Raw genomic sequence first — 21079 nt, 5'->3', positions numbered from 1 at the left:
CGTTGCATACCTAGTGCGCGGCAATGCCGAACTTGCGGCAATGAGCGTGATACAGGGTTGCCAATTCATCGGCCCCGATCAGGTTTCCGGCCTCGTCCTTGTAGGTCAGGTGATGTTCAAGTGCCTGGCCCTGCCACAGTTTTTCGATCTCGGCGCGCGCAGACGTGCCACGGAATTCGGCAATGAATTCGTTGATCGCGCACAACAACTTCCAGGATGCCGGTTCGGCGGCCACCGCGGCAGTATAGTAATAAGGCAATGGCAGGATATTACCCGGCAGGACTTCAATACGGCCATGCCATGGGCTTTCCGGATTATTTGCCGCCCAGTGAAAGATCGGCTGATCAACCGCGAAGGCATCAACGGTCCCGTCGGCCAAGGCATCATGCAGGCGTGTCTGGTCGCTATAGGCAATCAGGTTGGAAAGCTTGGCAACGCCGCCCGGCTTGCTTTCATTATCTGCCCAGCGCAGCCCCTGTTCTTCAAGAACCTGAAACGCCACCGGATCATTGATGATGCCCAACACCTTGCCATCAAGATCAGAAAGGCGATTGATCGCGGTATTCCCGGCCCGTCGACAAAGCGCGAAGTTGAGGTATGTGTAGGTATCTGAATAAGCGACACCCTTGTAAAAGTCGCTGGGGGGCAGGGCACTCCAGACCACATCGGCGGTCGGTGCACCGGGCTTTGCGCCCACAAAAAGAAGCTCTGTCAGAAGATCCCAGGGATGTTCAACGAATTCACATTCAACGCCCAGCCATTTGGCAAGTGCCCTTGCGTAATCGGCATCAAGACCGCGCAGCGGATCATTTGGCTTCAGGCGGAATGACAGCCCGACAAAGGCCGGTTCAATGGCAATACGGATTTTGCCGCGCGCCTTGATATCGGCCAGTCGGTCATAGGTCGGATCATCATGCAGGTGATGGGACTTCAAAAACTGCGCAAGGTTGTCGTGCGCCAGTGCCGCATCCGAAAGGCTTGTGCTCAGCGCCTTGGTGTCATTATGCGCCCAGGTGACCTTGCCGCGTGTGCGGGCCGAGGCATCCTTGCTGCCCGCCAGCAATTCAAACACCACCTGATTGTGCTCGGAAATATCAGCCAGTCGTTCCGACATGTTGGCAAAGCGTTCCTGAAGGGTGGCAAGCGACCCTTCGATTTCATTGCCAAGGCTATCAAGATCATTACCGATACTGGCCATGCTTTCGCGCAGCGCCTTGGTGACATCCGAAAGATCAATCAGGTCGACCGCCTCGTGGGTGCGCTGCATGGTGCTTTGCGCAAGGTTGCCGACTTCTTTGGCAACAACGGCAAATCCACGGCCATGATCACCGGCACGCGCGGCCTCGATCGCGGCGTTAAGCGCCAAAAGCTTGATGCCCTTGCCGATATCCTCAATCGCGCTCAGGACCTTGTTCGCACCGTCGGCCTTGGTTTCCAGTTCGGCGCTGATGCGTTCAAGGTCGGTTCGGATGGCGTCTGTCTTTGCGGCCACGGTGGCGCGGGTGGCTTCCTGAACGTCATGGGCGACAGATGTGCTGTTTTCGATCTCGCGCCCGGTGTCATCCAGACCGGCACGCAGATTGTTTGATCGCACGTCGATTTCGCGCATCAGGCTGTCCTGGGTTTCGCCCGCCGTATTGGCAAATTCCAGAAGATGCTGAATGTAACCCAGTGCGGTGGAGATCCCGCGCATCAGGTCTTCGATGCCAGCATTGGTTTGGGCGACCTTGCGCGCAGTTTCGCCGTCCTGCGTAGCCAAAACGGTTTGTTCCATATTCAACGCCTTACCATTACCCAAGAGTCATTCTTTGATTTTGGGAATATTTTTTTCTTGTGGGGAATGTTAGCGACGCTGTTTGCATGTTGCAAGGCAGCATGGGCTAAAACGAGAAAATATCTTTATTTTCTCGGGCATAAGTTGAGCTACGGTATAGGGTGCCTTGCACTGCAGGTAGGGCCTGTCCCTATCTTTATGCCGCGATGCGGCATTATTCGCGGTGATAAGGATGATTGGTCTGAATGGCGTGGGCGCGAAACAGCTGTTCGGCGATCAGGGCGCGGACCAGCATATGCGGCCATGTGGCCTTGCCCAGCGACCAAAGCGTATTGGCCCGTGATTTCAGGGCTGCGCCATGCCCGTCCGCCCCGCCAATGGCAAAGGCGATATTGCCGGCATATTGATCCATCCAGCCTTCAAGCTTCTGCGAAAACTCGATCGATCCATATTCCTTGCCGCGCTCATCCAGCGCGATCAGGAAGGCATTTTCCGGAATGACGCCAAGCAGGAGGTCTGCTTCGCGGTCTTTAAGCTGATTGGGCGGGAGTTTCTTTTTTTCTTCGACCTCGCGCAGCACAAAGGGCCAGCGCAGCCGGGCGGCGTAATGGTCAAAAAGATCTTTCTCGGGGCCGGCTTTCATCCGTCCCACCGCAGCAAGGGTGATTTGCATGTCGTCGATCCAGACCGTTACGCAAGATACCTGTTTGGCGCCGTTACCCGCCTTGGGCAGGCGCCAAACAGCGCGGGCTGTTAGTACAGCCGCGCTGCCTGCTGTTTCAGAGCCGGGTTTTCAACGCCCCACATCTCTTCGATGTTGTAAAAGGCACGAACTTCCGGACGGAAAAGATGAACGATGACATCGCCCGTATCGACCAGAACCCAGTCACCCTGTTCCTTGCCTTCGGCCAATGCACGGCCCTGACCGGCATCCTTGATGGCTTCGACAAGGTGTTCAGCCATGGATGCGACCCGGCGCGATGACGAGCCGGTTGCGATGATCATGTGATCGGCAAGGGAGGTTTTATCGGTCAGATCAATGGTAACAAGGTCTTCGGCCTTGTCATCTTCGAGCGTTCTCTGGATCAGCGAAAGCATTTCGCCGGAGGTCAGAGTCTGTTTTGCGGTACCTATGGTCGCCACCTTAATGTTTCGCGCGAAGGCCGGACTTCACCGGCCAAATACATCGCTGCGATGCTTACACCTGCCATCTGCCTTCGGCGCGAATTGCGGTCGAAGAGGCCGGATGGCGCTTGATTGGCAGGTATACCCAGGCCGGAACATCCAGATCGGCCAGCAAACCCGCCCTGTCCATGGGAATGCGCCAGCGTTCCATACGGCGCGCGGCGGTTCCGGACAATGCCTTGTTAGAATACCCTTCACGGTCGAGAACCGCAATGGGAGCACGTAAAATCAACCTTTCCCACCATTTCCATTTATGGAACTGGGCCAGGTTGTCTGCTCCCATCAGCCAAACGAACTTTGTTCGGGTAAAACGGCGCTGCAAGGCTGCAAGAGTGTCGGCCGTATAGCGGGTTCCAAGCTCGGTTTCAATTGCAGAAACAACAATGCGGGGATGCTTTGCCATCATCAGTGCCGAATCAAAGCGGTCGGCAAGGTCGGCCATGCCGGTCGATGACTTAAGCGGGTTTTGCGGCGACACCAGCCACCAGACCGCATCAAGCTGCAGGCGTTTCAACGCTTCGAGCGATATATGAAGGTGACCTTCATGGGCGGGATTGAACGACCCGCCCAACAGGCCGACCCGTGGTGGGGCCGCATGTGATCTGGGGGCAGATGACGTCATGGACGGGTCTGACCGTTACCACGAACAATGTATTTATAGCTGGTCAGCTGTTCGACTCCGACCGGACCACGTGCATGCAGCTTGCCGGTCGAAATGCCGATCTCGGCCCCCATGCCAAATTCGCCGCCATCGGCAAACTGGGTCGATGCGTTAACGATGACGATCCCGGAATCCACCCCGTTGAGGAAGGTGGCCGTTGCGGTGGCGTTTTCGGCAACGATGGCATCGGTATGGTGCGATCCGAACGTGTTGATGTGATCAACCGCCTCTTGCACGCCCGACACAACCTTGATCGACACAATCGCATCAAGATATTCGGTGACCCAATCGTTGGCCGTGGCCGGTTTGATGCGACCATCAATCGCCTGTGCGGTTTCATCACCGCGAAGTTCGCAGCCCTTGGCAACCAGTGCCTCGGAAATGCGGGGCAACAGACGGCCTGCAACTGAACTATCGATCAGGATGGTTTCCGTCGCGCCACAAATCCCGACGCGGCGCATCTTTGCATTGACGACAATGTCGACCGCCTTTTGCGGATCGGCACTGGCATGGACATAGGTGTGGCAAAGCCCTTCCAGATGCTTGAACAGCGGAATGCGGCTTTCATCCGTGATGCGCGAAATCAGCGACTTGCCGCCGCGCGGGACGATGACATCAATGTAATCCGACAGTTTCAGCATCTCGCCAACCGCGGCACGATCCGTCACCGGGATCATCTGAAGGGCATCCTCGGGAAGGCCCGCTTCACGGATGCCAGCCACCATGCAGTCAAAGATCGCACGCGATGAGTGGAAGCTTTCAGACCCACCGCGCAGGATGGCGGCATTTCCCGACTTGATGCACATCGCACCGGCATCGGCCGTCACGTTCGGGCGGCTTTCATAAATGATGCCAATCACGCCAAGCGGGACAGATACGCGCGCGATATCAAGGCCGTTATGTTCCGGGCTCCAGCGCGCCAGCTCACGACCGACGGGATCGGGCAGCTCGGCAACGGCCTCAATACCCTTGGCAATGCCTTCGATGCGATCAGAATCCAGCGCCAGACGGTCCAGCAAGGCCGCCGTCAGGCCCTTGGCGCGACCGGCTTCCATGTCCTTTGCGTTGGCGGCAAGGATGGTATCTGCGTTTTCGCGCAGTTTGGCGGCTGCGGCCTTAAGCGCGGCTTCCTTTGGCTCGGCCGGGACCTGTGCGAGTTCGAGTGCCGCCTTGTGGGCCTTGATTCCCATATCGCGCATCAGTGCTTCGATATCCTGGCTTTCGATACTGGCAAGCGCCGTCATGGTCCTAGTTCCGTTCCTGTCATTCTGGCCAGTGCAAAACGCACTTGGCCAATTGTTCTGAGATTTTATCAACAAATTGGCAAAATAGACATCAAACCGGCTATCTGCAATGTCCTTGAGTGGACAAAGCGCGCTGAATGCTTGCCAAATAGTGCGTAGCGGTCCATCTGTTGATGACACAAAGAGATGACATGCCGTGCACATACCGCAATGCTGCCCGGTTGCTGATTGGGGATAAGGTTTTGAAAAATATGGGTTCCGATCAACCGACTGCGCGTGCAGAGTTCGGCGTCGTGAAGACGTTCCTGCCCTATTTGTGGCCGCGCGGCGAGTTTGAGCTGAAGGTACGTGTTGTTCTGGCTCTGCTGTTTCTGGTCGGCGCCAAGGTGGCAAACGTTTATATCCCGGTGCTGTACAAATACGCGGTCGATGCGCTTGGCGGTGGTGACAAGGCTGGTGATGTGGCGGCAAACGCCGCCCAGTCGGGATCAACAGATACCACCGCCCTGATTGTCGTGCCGGTGGCGCTGATTGTCGGCTATGGGCTTGTGCGGATTCTGGTTTCGGCCTTTGGCGAGATGCGCGATGCGGTCTTTGCCAAGGTGGCCCAGCGGGCCATTCGCAGATCCGCCTTAAGCGTTTTTGAGCACCTGCATGGTTTGTCGCTGCGGTTCCATCTGGATCGTCAGATGGGCGGGCTTTCGCGTGCGATTGAACGCGGGGTGAAGGGCATTGAATTTCTTCTGTCCTTCATGCTGTTCAACATCCTGCCGACCTTGCTTGAGATCTTCATGGTCTCGATCATCCTGTGGGCGCTTTATGATGTCTGGTTTGCGCTGATCACCTTTACCACCATCGTGATCTATATCGTCTTTACGCTGGTGGTGACCGAATGGCGTATGAAGTTCCGTCGTGAAATGAACAAGCGCGATGACGAGGCCAACACCAAGGCCATCGACAGTCTGATCAACTACGAAACCGTCAAATATTTCAACAACGAAGCCCATGAATCGACCCGATACGACAAGGCGCTGAAGGGCTATGAAGTTGCCGCTGTGCAGTCGCAAGTCTCGCTTTCCAAGCTCAATGTCGGGCAGGGTGCGATCATTGCCGTCGGCCTTGTTCTGAACATGCTGCTGGCCGCGCAAGGGGTTAAGGACGGCACCATGACGGTGGGTGACTTCGTTCTGGTGAACACCTATTTGCTGCAGCTTTACATGCCGCTCAACTTCCTTGGCTTTGTCTATCGTCAGATCAAGCAGTCGCTGACCGATATGGAACGCATGTTCTCGCTCCTCGATGTCGAAAAGGAAGTTGAAGACAAGGCGGGTGCCAAAAGCCTTGCCTGTGATGCGGCAACCGTCCGGTTTGAAGATGTGCATTTCTCCTATAATCCGGATCGCAAGATCCTTAAGGGGGTCAGCTTTGAAGTGCCGGCGGGCAAAACCGTTGCCGTGGTTGGCCCAAGCGGGGCGGGAAAATCGACCCTGACGCGGTTGATGTTCCGGTTTTATGATGTGTCGGGTGGCAAGATCACGATTGATGGTCAGGATATCCGCGATGTGACGCAAAACTCGCTTCGTCGCGAAATTGGCATCGTGCCGCAGGATACCGTCCTGTTTAACGATACCATTGCCTATAACATTTCCTATGGCCGGCCAGGTTCGGAACAGGGCGAGATCGAAAATGTTGCCAAGCTTGCCAGCATCGACGGATTTATCGCAGGCCTTCCCGAAGGCTTCAAAACCATGGTTGGCGAACGTGGCCTGAAACTTTCGGGCGGTGAAAAGCAACGCGTGTCGATTGCGCGCATGTTGCTTAAGCGTCCGAAAATCATGATCTTTGACGAAGCCACGTCCGCCCTTGATACCCGCACCGAAAAGGATATCCAGCAGGCGCTTCGTGAAGTGTCGCGCGGGCATACGACCCTGATTATTGCCCACCGATTGTCCACTGTGATTGATGCCGATGAAATCATCGTGCTGCGCGATGGGCAGGTGGCCGAACGTGGTCGCCATCAGGAATTGCTGGATCGTGATGGCCTTTATGCCGAGATGTGGGCCCAGCAACAGGAAATCCGCCAGGCCGAGGAAATCCTTGCCCACGCGGGAGAAATTCCGGGCTGATTTCTCTGCGGGCAGATTTGAAACTGTGGTTTCGGGCGGTTGCCTAAGGCAATGGCCCGAATACCGCGGTGCTATCAAGCAACCAAAGTGCAGCGCTGATGGTGATAAAGGACAGCGATGTGGCTGCCATCAGGGATGCCGCGCCCATTGCTTCGTGCCCATAGCGCTGACAATAGATCGGGTAGACGCTAAACATCGGAGCACAAGCATAACCGACGGCAGCGATCTTCATCACCGGATCAAGATCGGGGACAAGTCCCAGCAAAAGGAAAATGATCAACGGGTGCAGCACAAGTTTGCCAAACACGATGCGCGCCATGTCGAAACGCAAACCGCGCAGTTTGAGCCCGACAAGTCCGCCACCGATGACAAACAGCGCCACCGGGCCCGACGCCGAGGCCAGCATATCAATCACCGAAAAGATCGGACCGGGCAATGTGATCCCGGAAATCGAAATGCTCATTCCGATCACGATGGCGACAATGATCGGATTACGTGCAAGCCGGGCAAGGGTCTTGCGCAGAATTTGCCAGCGGTTCGCCCCCTCTGCCTGAGCGCTGTCACCCAGGATCAGAGCAAGTGGCGTGATGACCAGATTTTCGATGATGAAGCACAACGCCAGCGCAATGCCAGCCGTCGGACCAAGCAACTGCAGGACAATCGGATAGCCGATAAAACCACTGTTGGACACCGACATCCCCATGCCTTGCAGGGCGGCATTCTGTTGGCTTTTCTTGGCGATCAATCGGGCAAAGAAATAGCCCAGCGCAAACACGATCAAGGACCCGCTGCCATACGCCACGAGATAGTTGGTGTTGAACACTTTATTGATATCATGGGCGATTACGGTGCGGAGCAAAAGGCAAGGCAAGGCAAAGTTAATGACAAATGCCCCCATGCCACGCGCGACCGTTTGCGGCACGATATTGCGATAGACAGCGATATAGCCAATGGCGATGATCAGGAATATCGGCGATGTAACGGCAAGGATATCAAGCATCTGGGCCAGAGGCTTTCATTGTGGTAAGGCCTTCATCAGCTAGCCTTCTATTGACCCAAGGTCAAGAAACAGAATGATTTCAAACATGAACCAAACGGTAATGGATTGGCCAGAAGGACTGGATGGCAATAGCTTTTCCGGGGTGGCCCGGCTTGCGAATGTGTCTCCACGTGGGGCACGGGCCGCCGAAATTCTTGGCCGTCACCGGCTACTTGATTGTTTGGCGGCGTATCAGCCCGAGGTTGTCGGGACCTTGCCGCTTGCGATTGATACCCCGGATTCTGACATTGATATCCTGTGCAACGTCCCTGATTTGACAGCGTTTTCTGAACTTTCAGATCAGGTTTTGGGGCATTTTGACGGCTATCGTCTTCACAAGCGTCCTGCAACCAGCCATGTCGCGGCAGCATTGGTTGTGCGATTTGAGTGTGACGGGTTGCCTGTCGAAATCTTTGCCACCGATTGTCCGACACGGTCGCAATACGGTTTTGTCCATATGCTGGTTGAGGCGAGGATACTATTTGTGATGGGCGATGAATTTGCCAGTCAGGTGAGGGCGCTGAAGCAAGACGGGACCAAGACAGAACCAGCCTTTGCCAAGCTTCTGGGATTGTCTGGAGATCCCTATATCGAACTGGCTGAGCTTGTCAGCCTTTCGCCACCACAGCTTTGCCAACGACTTGATTTTGGTGGAAACTAGGTGCTCTCGGTCACCGGATCACCGATGGTGATTGTGCCACCCGCGATCACGCGACAGGTCACACCACCCCGCCAGTCTGGTCTCAAAGCTTCTTGCAGTCCCATGGCAACCGCATCCATGCGATTGCAGGGGTCTGTTTCGCCGGTAATTTCAAACACCACGTCACCGATTGAAAGTTTGCTGCCTTTGCTGCGTGGCAAGGCAATCCCGCGCACAAAAAGGTTGGCACGGCGTTCGGTCCAGTGAATGTCATCTCTACCGATTTCATGGCATGCCGCCTGCCAGTCTTCTTCTGCCAGAATGGTGACCTGACGTCGGCGCAGCTTGCCGCGAAAATCCCTGTCGATGCCACGTTCAGTTGTGACTGAAACGCTTTCAAGGCTTTCCATCGCGGCGCGCGGGCGTGCCTTGCGCGCGATACCTACAAGTTCGGCTTTATCGACCATTCAGGTTTTCCACTGACCGGAGATCACCCAGCGACCTGCAAAGTTTTCCGGCACCAGAATGGTCTGGCGCGGCGTGCCACTTTCATCAAGATCAGGGTAATCGGTGGTGTAATGCAGCCCCCGGCTTTCACGCCGCCACAGGGCAGATTGAATGATCAGCTTGGCAACGACAGACAGGTTACGCAGTTCGAGAAGGTCATTGGTGACACGGAAATTGCCGTAATATTCATCGATTTCCGATAACAGCAAATCAACACGGTGCTGAGCGCGTTGCATGCGCTTGGTGGTGCGGACAATGCCGACAAAGTCCCACATCACGTTGCGCAGCTGTTCCCAGTTATGGGCAACAATGACTTCCTCGTCGGAGTCCGTGATGCCGGTTTCATCCCAGTCCGGGATCGGTTTGAAAAGATCCTCGACCGGCAGGGCTTCGATAATGTCCTTTGCCGCGGCCTCGCCAAACACAAGACATTCCAGAAGCGAGTTCGATGCCAGTCGGTTTGCGCCGTGCAAACCGGTGCCGGCGCATTCACCGATGGCATAAAGCCCGGTCAGATCGGTGCGCCCGCGCAGATCGGTCAGAACCCCGCCGCAGGTATAATGGGCCGCCGGAACAACCGGGATCGGTTGTTGGGTCATGTCGATGCCGTAACTCAGGCAATTTTCATAGATGGTCGGGAAGTGTTCCTTGATGAAATCTGCCCCCTTGTGGGTGATATCAAGGTAAACACAATCCGCGCCAAGACGTTTGAGTTCATGGTCAATCGCGCGTGCAACAATATCACGCGGGGCCAGTTCGCCACGTTCATCAAACCGGTCCATGAAGCGTGTGCCATCAGGCAGCAAAAGCTTGCCGCCTTCACCACGTACGGCTTCGGAAATCAGGAAGGATTTGGCTTGCGGATGATACAGGCACGTCGGATGGAACTGGCTGAATTCCATGTTCATCACCCGGCAACCGGCACGCCATGCCATGGCAATACCATCCCCCGTTGACCCGTCCGGGTTGGAAGTGAACCGGTAAACCTTGCTCGCCCCGCCGGTGGCAAGGATCACGGTCCGCGCATTGAATGACTTGACCTTTCCGGTGCCAAGATCAAGCGCATAGGCCCCGATGCAACGGCGGCCTTCGCCGCCGAACTTGCGATCAGTCACCAGATCAATCGCCAGATAGTTTTCAAAAACATCAATGTTTGGATGATTGACCGCCTGCCCCTGAAGCGTCGTCTGAACCGCACGCCCGGTGGCATCTGCCGCGTGCACAATGCGCCGATGACTGTGACCGCCTTCGCGGGTCAGGTGGAACGGCTGGTTGTTATCCCCATTGGGGTCACGGGTCAGTTGAATGCCAAGTTCATCAAGCCAGGCAATTGCCTTTGGCGCATTGGTGGCGACGAATTCGACGGTTTCACGCTTGCAAAGATCAGCACCGGCAACCAGCGTGTCATGCACGTGGTTTTCAATGCTGTCGGCGGCATCCAGCACGGCGGCAATACCGCCTTGTGCCCAGTTGGTCGATCCATCATCGATCTTTCCCTTGGAAAGAACGGCGACTTTTACATGCGGGGCAAGTTTGAGTGCCGTGGACAAACCGGCAGCACCACTGCCGATAATAAGCACATCATACTGGAAAGAATTTTCGGACATTTTTTCCCATCGCTTTCGGGCGGTGCCAGATGGCGGAAACTGGCGCGGTGGCGTCAACATCGGGCTCCGAACAGAGGCGCAGAATAGGACTGCTTTTCTTCAATCTCAAACATATTTGTCTGAAATGGTGTGATGATTTCTGTCCGCCTGTGTCAGATTTATTGCGCGTTGCTTGCAAATGGCCGCCAAGCAGACAGATTAAGAAGGACCACCCAACACCAACCAGGGGAGTTTGCTGTGGGCAATTCTGCGCACAAGGAGACGGTTTATCGCGGTGGATGTCATTGCGGCGATGTCCGTTATGAAGTTCACGGGCCGGTTGACGATGCGGTGATGTGTCACTGCGAACTGTGTCGCAAGCTGCACGGACATGTCAGCTCTTATGCCCGCTTTGACCGCCATCATCTGAAACTGGCCAAGGATGACGGACTGCGGTGGTATCGCATGTCCGATAAAACCGATCGCGGATTTTGCAAGGAATGCGGCACCGCCCTGTTCTGGCGCCCTGTGCGCAACGACAATATGGCGCTGATGCCCGGAACTCTTGATGATACAAAGGGTATGACCACAGTCGGGCAGATTTATTGCGCGGACAAAGGGGATTATTATCCGCTTGATCCGGCAATTCCCCAACATGATCACTCAGACAAGGCCGAAAATGCTGCCGTTGCCGATCAATCCTGATCGGTAACGCCGGGCACCTTCATCCAGGTCAGTTCGTGCTTGTTGTTATACAGATGCACGACCTTTGATCCGGGGATATCGGCAAACTGGGTGATCGCGGAATAGTCCGTATCGCCCTGCAATTTGATGGTGCAGATGAAATTGGTCGCCATCCCGGCATCCATCCACTGATTGACCAGCGTAAACAGGCGATCCGGATAGCAAATCACGTCCGAGCACAGCCAATCAATATAGCCGATTTCTTCCGGGTTCAGGCCAAAGGCACTTTCCTGTCGGAAATCAACGCGGGGCAGATTGGCGATCTTGGTATCCAGGCGGGCCTTGTCGATTGAAATGACATCGGTGCCGAATTCATGCAAAACCCAGGTCCAGCCGCCCGGGCTTCCGCCCAGATCCATGGTGCGATCGCCGGCCTGCGGATAGGCGCCAAGGCGGGTGAAGGCTTCCCACAGTTTAAGGTAGGCGCGATTTGGTGGGGTGACCTTGTCTTCTTCAAACTCGACCTCGCCGTTTTTCCACGGGCTGGAACAATCGGCCGATGCAATGATGGTATCGGGATCAATCAGCGTCCATGACCCAAGCGGTGCGGTCGGTGCCGGTTCGCCAAATACCTGACGTTTTGCCGAAACATGGGGCAGATGCCCCTCGATCAATTTGGCGCGCGAAAAATGGTCAAACTTGAACAGGGCCCAGTTGCGCTGATTGAACTTCAGGATTTTGGCCGCACCCTTGATCGACGGGATGGCAATGCGCACCGGGTTGCGCCAGACATTCTGCGCCCAGAATACACGCCGCTCCGGACCGGGTGCAAACATCAACCGGTCATGGCGTTCAATGACGTCGCCAAGTTCGGCTTCAAGTTGATCTTCAAAGCCGACAGGGGCAAGGTAGCCGGTGGCATCCATCGGCTCGATTACGGCATCAACGCCGTCCGGGGTATCGAATGTCTGTGTGTTTTCCATCATGGGCCTGCTTTTACGCCGTTTTGACCCAATAAAAAAGCGGGAAAGCTGCATGACAGCTTTCCCGCCCGTGATTGTCGAGAAGTAAGACGACAGATCAGAATTTGTCAGCCTGAACCAGACCGTCGATCAGGATAACCTTAGTCGGATCGCCCTTGATGCCAAAGTCATTGTCGTTGATCATCGCAAGTGCGCCGTCGCCCATGATCGCAAGGCCTTCAAGCTTGTTCGGTGCCTCGGGGTAGTCCGCGCTGTCAAAACGAAGCGTCTTGGAAACCGGGGTGAGATTGATGCTGCCAAGATCGTTTTGCTGTTCCAAAGTCGGACTGGTCGACATGTCATCCCAGCGGGTGGCAAGGATGTTGGTCGCACCTTTAAGTTCGACTTCATGCAGCTTGGTGGTCTTGTCAGTGCGTTCAAGCACCAGCAGACGGTCATTGCCCAGGGCGAGAACTTCGGAAATACGCGGTGCGTTCTGTTTCTTGGACGGATCATTGCGGAAGCTCTGCGGGTCATCCAGCTGATAGATATATTCGCCGCTCAGCTTGGACGCTGCGCGATCATAAACGAACAGGCGGGTGTTCTTGGCCGCCTTGTAGGCATCGGCATTCGGGTTGGCCAGCGGGTTCTGAACCATGAAGTACAGCTTGGTTTCGTCTGGCGATACGGCCATGGATTCAATGCCGCGGTTGGTCTGGCGTTTGACCAGAATGGCCGGAAGGCCACCGATGACTTTATAAGCCGAACCTTCGAAATCCTTTTCCGAACCGGCCGGAACGATACGTTCGATAACGGTGCCATCCGCTGTCGCATGCAGGATCGACGGACCGTTTTCTTCACCAATCCAATACGACCCATCAGATAGACGAATAATGCCTTCGGCATCGATTGAGGACACCGACTGTTCAAGCGGATTGCCATTGGCATCGACCGGCTTTTCGGTTTTCGCCACGGTCAACTTGTTGGTCAGGCCGGTCAACGGTACACCATTTTGATCTTTCAGCGTAATGACGTCCTTGACGTCAAAGCTGCCATCATCATTCAGGAAGATGGTGTAGATCGAGGGCGAGTAATCTGGGGTCGGATAAACGCGGACTTTCTGGCCCTTGCAAACCTGATCGGCTGAAACACCAAGGACGGCTTCAACATCGCCACAGACAAAGTTCGGGCCACGGTCAGAAACGGCATAGAACATGTTGGCCGGATCGCCTGGGCGGCGGTATGCGCCGGAACCAAAGCCGACGGTAAGCGCGCGTGCCTTGCCGCCATCAACCATGACGGTTGAAAGGTTGTTGATCGCGCTCTTGGTTTCAAAAACCTTGGCCTCGGCTGCCATGGCAGAACCCGCCATCAGCATGGCGGTAACACCGAAAAGACCGGCTGCAAACGTCCGTTTCATCACTGGGAATTCCCCGAAAAATTTCACAAAAACACCTAAGCTCAAGCCCGTCATGTACGGGCGAACTGTGTTCCTGTTCACATTAAGGGTTCTGTGTGACAGTTTGTTTGCACTTGAGCGTCGCTTTGATGAAACAAATCAGATGCTTGGCCAAGTTTGGAAGGCACTACTTCCAGAAATCCTCGCGCCGGACCGTGAAGGTTTCCGAAACGCTGGCATATTCCTGATAGCCAAGCCGTGCAAGCGGTTCAAACAGGGTGATATCAACCATGCCATCGCGAATGATGTCATCATCAATATGCAGGCCCACAACGGTTCCAATCACCATCGCGCATGGGCGTTCGGGATTGGCGCTTGGCAGATCGACAATCTGGAACACTTCGCATTCCATATGGATCGGCACACCCTTGATCAGATGCGGTTTGACGCATTTTGCCGGCAGTTTTTCCAGCCCGGCATATTCAAACTCATCTTCGCCCGGCGGCAGCGGTGCCGAGGAAAAATTAAGTTCTTTCAGCATCGCCTTCGGCGCAACGCCGACAACGAACTCGCCGGTATCGCGCGCATTGCGCAAACTGTCGACCGACCCGCCCGATGAAAACATCACCATCGGCGGATTGCCATGCACCGCATTGAAAAATGAATAAGGCGCAAGGTTGGCCCGGCCTTCTTTATCGAGTGTCGATACCCAGCCAATCGGACGCGGCGCCACACAGGCCTTGAACGGATCATGTGGAAGATTGTGGGCGGTTTTTCCGGGCTCGTAAAACATCGGGACGTCCGTTCTGGTTGGCGGTGTCTTTTATCCGACTGCAAAAAGCAATCAGATCACTTGATCATGCGTCATATTTCATTGTCCCGGCGCGTACTCATGCTCACGCACGTGATCCGGGCGGTCTGCCAGATGCAGTCGTGTCTGCGCCATCGGTGTTTCGGCGATGATCTGGCCCCGGCGGATAACGAACAGACGGTTGGCGCGCATGCGGATGGCCTCAATCGTGTCGCGGGCCTGCAGGATGACGAAGTCGGCCTTGTTGCCGACCTCGATCCCGTAGCCTTCAAGGCCAAGGATTTTGGCCGGTTGGGTGGTGACGGCGTCAAAGCAGGCGCGGATATCCTCGCGCGAGGTCATCTGGGCCACGTGCATCCCCATGGAGGCGACTTCAAGCATGTCGCCCGATCCCATCGAATACCAGGGGTCCATCACGCAATCATGCCCGAACGCGACGGTGAGCCCGGCGTTGCGCAATTCTGGCACACGGGTCATGCCGCGGCGCTTGGGATAGGTATCGTGGCGGCCCTGCAGGGTGATGTTGATCAGCGGATTGGCGATGGCGGAAACCTCTGCCTCTGCCATCAGGGCGATCAGCTTGGAGACATAATAATTGTCCATCGAATGCATCGATGTCAGGTGTGACCCGGCTACTCGTCCCTGAAGCCCAAGACGTTGGGTTTCATAGGTCAGCATTTCGATATGACGCGACAGCGGATCATCCGATTCATCGCAATGCATATCAACCAGAAGTCCACGGTCGGCCGCCATTTCGCAAAGCTCTTTGATGCTTTGCGCACCATCCGCCATGGTGCGTTCGAAATGCGGAATGCCGCCGACAACATCGACGCCCTTATCAAGGGCACGGATGGTGTTTTCCTTGGCGGTAGGGCTGCGCAGATAGCCATCCTGCGGGAAGGCAACCAGTTGCAGATCGATATAGGGCGCGACCTGCTTTTTGACTTCAAGCAACGCATCCACAGCCAGCAGGCGATCATCACAAACGTCGACATGGGTGCGGATTGCAAGCAGGCCCTTGGAGACTGCCAGATCGCAATATTTCAGCGCGCGTTCAATCACCGCTTCGGGAGTTAGCAGCGGTTTCAGCTCCCCCCACAACGCGATGCCTTCAAGCAACGTGCCCGACTCATTCATGCGTGGCAGGCCCAATGACAGCGTCGCATCCATGTGGAAATGGCTGTCGACAAAGGGCGGGCTGACCAACATGCCACCACAATCAAGCACCTCGACCGAGGGCACATCGATATGTTCGGCAATCTCGATGATCTTGCCGTTCTGACACGCGATATCGACACCGGTTGGGCCATTGGCGATATTGGCGTTTTTCAGGATCAGATCGGGTTGCATGATGTCATCCTTGGTCTGGTGGTGGCAGTCACAAACGGTTTGCAGTGCTTAGCGCTGGCCCTTGAACCATGGCACAAGAAGTGCCTTGGGGTAATCGGCTTTGCGGGCGACAACAATAAGCGCAATGATCGACAGGATATAGGGCATCATCAGGAAAACCTGCGACGGCAGGAACGCGCCGACCTCGGTCTGCAAACGCACCTGAAACGCGTCAAACGCGCCAAACAGCAACGCCCCGATCAATGCCTTGCCGGGACGCCAGCTGGCAAATACGGTGAGCGCAATACAAACCCAGCCACGGCCATTGATCATGCCAAAGAAGAACGCATCAAAGGCCGACATCGTCAGAAACGCCCCACCGAGCGCCATCAGCGACGATCCGACAACGACCGCACCAATGCGAAGGCCATAAACCGAAAGTCCCTGTGCCTCGACCGAGGACGGGTTGTCGCCAACCGCCCGGATCGCAAGACCAAGCGGGGTGCGATACAAAACCCAGCCGGTGACAAACACCAGCACAAGGGCCAGCATCGTCATCGCCGTTTGCGAAAACAGCGCCTGCCCGATGAAGGGCAGGTCCGAAAGGAACGGGATATCAAGCGGACGGAACGGCTCAATCCGCGGCGGGGACGACACATCGGGCAATGCCGTGCGGTATGTGAAATAGGACAGGCTGGTGGCAAGCAACGTCACCCCGATACCCGACACATGCTGGCTTAGCCCCAGCGGCACGGTCAGGATCGCATGGATCAGGCCAAAGAATGCCCCGGCAAGGGCGGCAACCAAAACACCACCCCAAAGCCCGGCCCCAAGCCACACGGCCATCCAGCCGGCCATCGCGCCGGCGGTAAAGATCCCCTCGATCCCAAGGTTAAGAACACCGGCGCGTTCGCAGATCAAGGCACCCAACACGCCAAATATCAATGGGGTCGCAATGCGAATGGCGGCTTCCCAGAAGCTGGCGGCGAGAAGAATATCGATGATTTCCATGGTCTTTCCCCTCAGCCCTGTGCCGATTTGCGATCAAAGTGAACCCTAAACCGGGTCAGGAACCCGCCGATCAAAACGCACAGCAACGCCATGGCAACGATCAGATCGGCGAGATAGCTTGAAACGCCAATTGCACGACTCATGGAATCTGCACCGACAAAGACCGATGCAACAAACAACGCCGACGCAATCACCCCGATGGGCGACAGACGTGCAAGCATCGCGACCACAATTCCGGCATAGCCATAACCTGGCGAAAGGTCAGTTGCGAGATAGCCACGCGTTCCGGCCACTTCCGACACCCCGGCAAGCCCCGCCAAACCACCCGAAAGGGCGGCGACAAGGAGCATGGTTTTGGTCACCGAAATGCCGGAAAATTTGGCAGCAGCGGCATTTTCCCCAACCGCACGAATTTCAAAACCCCATACCGTGCGTTTGACGAAAATTGCGAATGCGACCGCTGAAACCAGTGCGATGAGAAGCCCGATATGAACGCGCATGCGTTCCAGAAGGGCCGGGAATGCCGCACTATCAATGATCGGTTCGGACTGTGGCCAGCCCATCGACATCGGATCTTTCAGCGCCCCTTCCAGCATCATCTGCACGAACAACAATACGATGAAGTTCAAAAGAAGGGTGGTTACGACCTCGTCCACACCAAGGCGGGTTTTCAAAAGCGTCGGGCCAATCAGCATCAACGCACCGGCAGCCATGCCAGCAATAATCACAACCGGGATCATCACCCAGCTTGGTCCGTCAATCACACCCGAACCAACGGCAACGGCGGCCATGGCCCCCATGTAAAGCTGGCCTTCGGCGCCAATGTTCCAAAGCTTGGCTCGAAATGCGATGGCGGCCGCAAGTCCGGTCAGGATCAGCGGCGTTGCACGGGTCAGCATTTCCGAGGTCGAGAAGACGGAGCCAAAGGCGCCGCTGATCATAAGGCCATAGGCCTCAATAATCGGTGCACCGGCAAGGGCAAGTGGAATGGCGGCGAGAAGTATGGCAATCGTCGCGGCCAAAACCGGCACGCCATAAACTAGAAGCGGGCCGGGATTGCTGCGGGGTTCAAAGCGGATCATGCCGTTTCTCCCGGATTGGTGGTCGTCTTGGCAGGAGGGGCATCGGGGGCATGCGAGGCTGCTTTTTGTCCGGCCATCATCAGGCCAAGTTCGGACCGATCAATGCTGTCGGTTGGCATGGCAGGCGTTATGTGCCCGGCATGGATCACCGCGATCTGATCGGAAATGGTCAGAAGTTCATCAAGGTCTTCTGAAATCAGGATCACTGCGGCCCCGCCCTGACGGGCTTCCAGCAAGCGACGATGGACTTCGGATTGCGCGCCGACATCAAGGCCGCGTGATGGCTGATTGGCAAGGATAAGCTTGGGCGACTTTTCCAGAACACGCGCCAGGATCAGTTTCTGGATATTGCCGCCGGACAACAGGCGCGCCGGGGCATCCGGGCCCGGGCAGCGCACATCATAATCGGCAATCGCATGTTCCGCACGTTTGCGGATGGCGTCGAAATCAAGGAAGCCTAGTTTTTGGTATTCCGGGCTTCGGACATCCTCAATCGCAATATTTTCGGCCACCGTCATTGATCCGACCATGCCATCGTGATGGCGGTCTTCGGGGATGCGTGCGATGCCGTTCTGCGCGAAGGTGTGGGCATCAAACTTGGTAACTTTTTTGCCAAATATTTCGACCGTGCCGCGATCGGGTTTATCAAGCCCGGCGATCAGTTGCGCCAGCGCCGCCTGCCCATTGCCCGATACCCCGGCAATACCAAGAATTTCACCTTCACGGGCGGTGACATTCACCCCATGCAGGGACCGGCGGGAATCTCCGCGATCAATGGTGACATCGGCAAGGGTGATGACGGGCTTCCCGGGCGCGCGCGGTGTACGGCGGCTGGCGGGAACTTCGCGACCGACCATCAATTCGGCGATGGATTTATGGTTCGCGTCGCTGGTTTTCATTTCGCCAACCTTGGCCCCGCCGCGCAGGACCGCAATCCGGTGCGATACGGCAAGAACCTCGGCCAGCTTGTGGGCGATGATGATCACCGCAAGGCCGGTTGCGGCAAGTTTGCGCAGGATGGCAAACAGGCTGTCGGCTTCCTGCGGTGTCAGAACGGCGGTGGGTTCATCAAGAACCAATAGCCGCGCATTGCGATAAAGCGCCTTGAGGATTTCAACGCGCTGCTTTTCGCCAACAGTCAGTTTGTGCACTGGCTGATCCAGATCGACATTCAAGCCCGATCCGGCCATCAGTTCACCAAGCTTTGCGCGTGCGCTGCTGCGATCACGACGGAGCCTGAAAATAGGTTCGGTCCCAAGGACGATGTTGTCAAGCCCGGTCAGGTTCTCGGCCAACGTGAAATGCTGGTGAACCATGCCGATCCCGGCATCAAGGGCTGCCTGCGGGGCGCCCGGTTCAAGCTGCTCAAGGTTCCCGTCGCGACCAGCAACCGTAACGGTGCCTTCATCTGCGACATAGTGACCGAACAGAATATTCATCAAGGTGGTTTTACCCGCACCGTTTTCACCAAGCAGGGCAACGATTTCCCCCTTGTGCACGGTCAGGTCGATGGCGTCATTGGCAACCAGTGGGCCAAATCTTTTGGTGACACCTGCCAGCGACAGCAGCAGGTCTTGCGACGTTTCGGATGGTGTGTGCGCAGCAGATGACATTCGGGTAATCCGTTTTGTTTTTATGCGTCACGCTGTGGGGCAGTGGGCGGCTTTGTGGTGGGTATCATGTCGTAAATGACAAAGGGCAGTTCGATTGTTTAACCGAACTGCCCAATGATTTCAGCGAAATCTTACATTGATGATTTCGGTTCTTCGTCGTTTACGTCGACCGTGAAGGATCCATCAAGGATTTCAGCCTGTTTGGCTTCGACTTCTTCGACCGTACCGTCCGGCAGCAGGGCCGGATCGAGAACGACAGAACCGCCGCCATATTCCATGTAGCTGAACTTGCCATAATCTTCGGCCTTGAATTCACCGGCTTTGACCGCCTCGATGGCGTGGTCAATGGTGGCTTCCATGTGCCAAAGAGCCGAACCCAGAATGGTGCCCGGATAGTCAGCCGCGGTGTCGATCACGTTACCAACGGCCAGAATGCCGCGTTCCTTGGCAGCATCGGAAACGCCAAAGCGTTCAGCATACATGATGTCCGCACCGCTATCGATCATGGCAAAGGCTGCTTCTTTCGCCTTGGGCGGGTCATACCAGCTGTTGATGAAGGTCACCATGAACTCGACATCCGGATTGACCGATTTCGCACCGGCCATGAAGGCATGCATCAAACGGTTCACTTCCGGGATGGCAAAACCGCCAACCATGCCGATCTTGTTGGTTTCGGTCGCCTTACCAGCCGCCATGCCGACAAGGTAGCTCGGCTCATGGATGAAGTTATCAAAGACCGAGAAGTTTTCCCCGTCCGGCGCAAAGCTTGAGCCCATCAGGAACGCGGTTTCCGGATAGTCGGCCGCAACTTTGCGCGCAGCACGCTCAACGCCGAACACTTCACCAACGATCAGGTCCGAACCGTTTTCGGCATATTCGCGCATGACGCGCTCATAGTCGGTGTTGGCGACGTTTTCGGAAAATTCATAAGAAATGTCGCCGCGTTCTTCGGCGGCATTAAGCGCCTTGTGAATGCGCGATACCCACTGCTGTTCGACCGGAACAGTGTAGATTGCCGAAACCTTGAGCGGATCGGCGGCCTCGGCCGGTGCACCAAAGCCGAACGATACGACGGCGGCTGCGCCAGCGATGGCCGACAGCATGGCACGACGCGTTAGGCGGAAAGTACCAGACTTCATTTTTGTCCCCCTGCGGATTTATTGCCGTTGTGCGAAACTCAACCTTTTGCATAGATTGTGGGCAGATTGTATACGCGATCACAAAAGAGGCAAAGCACCTTCTGTCCAAATGGTCAGTTTTCCTCTCTTTGGTGTAAGTATTTGGGAATGCAAGGGGTTTAGGGTGAATTAACGCGTGCAATTGGCAGGTTTCTGCGCAGCCAAAAGGTGATCGTTGGATATTCCGGTGTCGATTGGTGCTGTTTCGCGCAGGCCCGATACCCGAGTCCGGGCTGCATCAACCGCAT

General features: G+C 55.9%; 19 protein-coding genes. 3 read left to right on the top strand and 16 right to left on the bottom strand.

The genetic code is table 11. The features are described 5' to 3' along the window. Positions 1-10 precede the first annotated feature (10 nt). The 5 genes from AC5Q5A_RS12215 to AC5Q5A_RS12195 form a co-directional block, all read right to left on the bottom strand. Positions 11-1774: a methyl-accepting chemotaxis protein gene (locus AC5Q5A_RS12215; RefSeq protein ID WP_493895446.1), complete on the bottom strand. Its 1764-nt coding sequence runs from the start codon at positions 1772-1774 to the stop codon at positions 11-13. Between the two features lie 214 nt (positions 1775-1988). After that, the gene (gene rlmH / locus AC5Q5A_RS12210) at positions 1989-2447 is read right to left on the bottom strand and encodes a 23S rRNA (pseudouridine(1915)-N(3))-methyltransferase RlmH (RefSeq protein ID WP_120225710.1); all 459 of its coding nucleotides are present in this window, start codon (positions 2445-2447) and stop codon (positions 1989-1991) included. A gap of 80 nt (positions 2448-2527) precedes the next feature. Beyond that, positions 2528-2917: a ribosome silencing factor gene (gene rsfS / locus AC5Q5A_RS12205; protein ID WP_051007601.1), complete on the bottom strand. Its 390-nt coding sequence runs from the start codon at positions 2915-2917 to the stop codon at positions 2528-2530. Between the two features lie 55 nt (positions 2918-2972). Continuing rightward, positions 2973-3581 carry a nicotinate-nucleotide adenylyltransferase gene (locus AC5Q5A_RS12200; RefSeq protein ID WP_040823073.1) on the bottom strand — a complete coding sequence of 203 codons (609 nt, stop codon included), beginning with the start codon at positions 3579-3581 and terminating at the stop codon, positions 2973-2975. Beyond that, entirely contained in the window at positions 3578-4864 is a 1287-nt protein-coding gene (locus tag AC5Q5A_RS12195; RefSeq protein WP_493895445.1) for a glutamate-5-semialdehyde dehydrogenase, read from the bottom strand. Before AC5Q5A_RS12195 ends, AC5Q5A_RS12200 begins: the two co-directional genes overlap by 4 nt. Before the next feature lie 251 nt (positions 4865-5115). Here AC5Q5A_RS12195 and AC5Q5A_RS12190 point away from each other — a divergent pair, with 251 nt between their 5' ends. Then, on the top strand, positions 5116-6990 hold the full coding sequence (locus AC5Q5A_RS12190) for an ABCB family ABC transporter ATP-binding protein/permease (protein ID WP_493895500.1): 1875 nt from the start codon (positions 5116-5118) through the stop codon (positions 6988-6990). Between the two features lie 43 nt (positions 6991-7033). On the opposite strand, the gene AC5Q5A_RS12185 is transcribed toward AC5Q5A_RS12190, so the two are convergent. Then, complete coding sequence (locus AC5Q5A_RS12185) at positions 7034-7990, bottom strand: AEC family transporter (protein WP_493895444.1); 957 nt, start codon at positions 7988-7990, stop codon at positions 7034-7036. Positions 7991-8075: 85 nt separating this feature from the next. On the opposite strand from AC5Q5A_RS12185, the gene AC5Q5A_RS12180 reads away from it, so the two are divergent. After that, positions 8076-8690 carry a DUF4269 domain-containing protein gene (locus AC5Q5A_RS12180; RefSeq protein WP_493895443.1) on the top strand — a complete coding sequence of 205 codons (615 nt, stop codon included), beginning with the start codon at positions 8076-8078 and terminating at the stop codon, positions 8688-8690. On the opposite strand, the gene AC5Q5A_RS12175 is transcribed toward AC5Q5A_RS12180, so the two are convergent. Continuing rightward, on the bottom strand, positions 8687-9136 hold the full coding sequence (locus AC5Q5A_RS12175) for an MOSC domain-containing protein (RefSeq protein WP_493895442.1): 450 nt from the start codon (positions 9134-9136) through the stop codon (positions 8687-8689). The genes AC5Q5A_RS12180 and AC5Q5A_RS12175 overlap by 4 nt on opposite strands. Beyond that, positions 9137-10783 carry an L-aspartate oxidase gene (nadB, locus tag AC5Q5A_RS12170; protein WP_493895441.1) on the bottom strand — a complete coding sequence of 549 codons (1647 nt, stop codon included), beginning with the start codon at positions 10781-10783 and terminating at the stop codon, positions 9137-9139. A gap of 237 nt (positions 10784-11020) precedes the next feature. On the opposite strand from nadB, the gene AC5Q5A_RS12165 reads away from it, so the two are divergent. Beyond that, positions 11021-11467, top strand: a complete 447-nt coding sequence (locus AC5Q5A_RS12165) for a GFA family protein (protein WP_493895440.1) — start codon at positions 11021-11023, stop codon at positions 11465-11467. On the opposite strand, the gene AC5Q5A_RS12160 is transcribed toward AC5Q5A_RS12165, so the two are convergent. The 8 genes from AC5Q5A_RS12160 to AC5Q5A_RS12125 all read right to left on the bottom strand — a co-directional run bounded on the left by AC5Q5A_RS12160 (position 11458) and on the right by AC5Q5A_RS12125 (position 20792). Then, positions 11458-12432, bottom strand: coding sequence for an SAM-dependent methyltransferase (locus AC5Q5A_RS12160; protein ID WP_493895439.1), 975 nt, complete (start codon positions 12430-12432; stop codon positions 11458-11460). The two genes, AC5Q5A_RS12165 and AC5Q5A_RS12160, sit on opposite strands and share 10 nt — an antisense overlap. 94 nt (positions 12433-12526) lie before the next feature. Next, positions 12527-13828 carry an esterase-like activity of phytase family protein gene (locus tag AC5Q5A_RS12155; protein ID WP_493895438.1) on the bottom strand — a complete coding sequence of 434 codons (1302 nt, stop codon included), beginning with the start codon at positions 13826-13828 and terminating at the stop codon, positions 12527-12529. 166 nt (positions 13829-13994) lie between these two features. Continuing rightward, on the bottom strand, positions 13995-14600 hold the full coding sequence (locus tag AC5Q5A_RS12150; protein WP_008889862.1) for a flavin reductase family protein: 606 nt from the start codon (positions 14598-14600) through the stop codon (positions 13995-13997). A gap of 78 nt (positions 14601-14678) precedes the next feature. Continuing rightward, on the bottom strand, positions 14679-15968 hold the full coding sequence (locus AC5Q5A_RS12145) for an amidohydrolase family protein (RefSeq protein WP_493895437.1): 1290 nt from the start codon (positions 15966-15968) through the stop codon (positions 14679-14681). A 48-nt stretch (positions 15969-16016) separates the two neighbouring features. Beyond that, on the bottom strand, positions 16017-16958 hold the full coding sequence (locus AC5Q5A_RS12140) for an ABC transporter permease (RefSeq protein ID WP_008889864.1): 942 nt from the start codon (positions 16956-16958) through the stop codon (positions 16017-16019). 11 nt (positions 16959-16969) lie between these two features. Further along, complete coding sequence (locus AC5Q5A_RS12135; RefSeq protein ID WP_493895436.1) at positions 16970-18040, bottom strand: ABC transporter permease; 1071 nt, start codon at positions 18038-18040, stop codon at positions 16970-16972. After that, positions 18037-19653 (bottom strand): ABC transporter ATP-binding protein, encoded by a 1617-nt coding sequence (locus AC5Q5A_RS12130; RefSeq protein WP_493895435.1) that lies wholly within the window; start codon positions 19651-19653, stop codon positions 18037-18039. The genes AC5Q5A_RS12135 and AC5Q5A_RS12130 overlap by 4 nt, the downstream gene beginning before the upstream one ends. A gap of 131 nt (positions 19654-19784) precedes the next feature. Next, positions 19785-20792 carry a BMP family protein gene (locus AC5Q5A_RS12125; protein WP_493895434.1) on the bottom strand — a complete coding sequence of 336 codons (1008 nt, stop codon included), beginning with the start codon at positions 20790-20792 and terminating at the stop codon, positions 19785-19787. Between the last annotated feature and the right edge of the window lie 287 nt (positions 20793-21079).

Source organism: Thalassospira sp. CA1 (assembly GCF_059052855.1).
The sequence above is the reverse complement of the archived record's forward strand: the minus strand, read 5'-3'. Positions and strand labels throughout refer to the sequence as shown.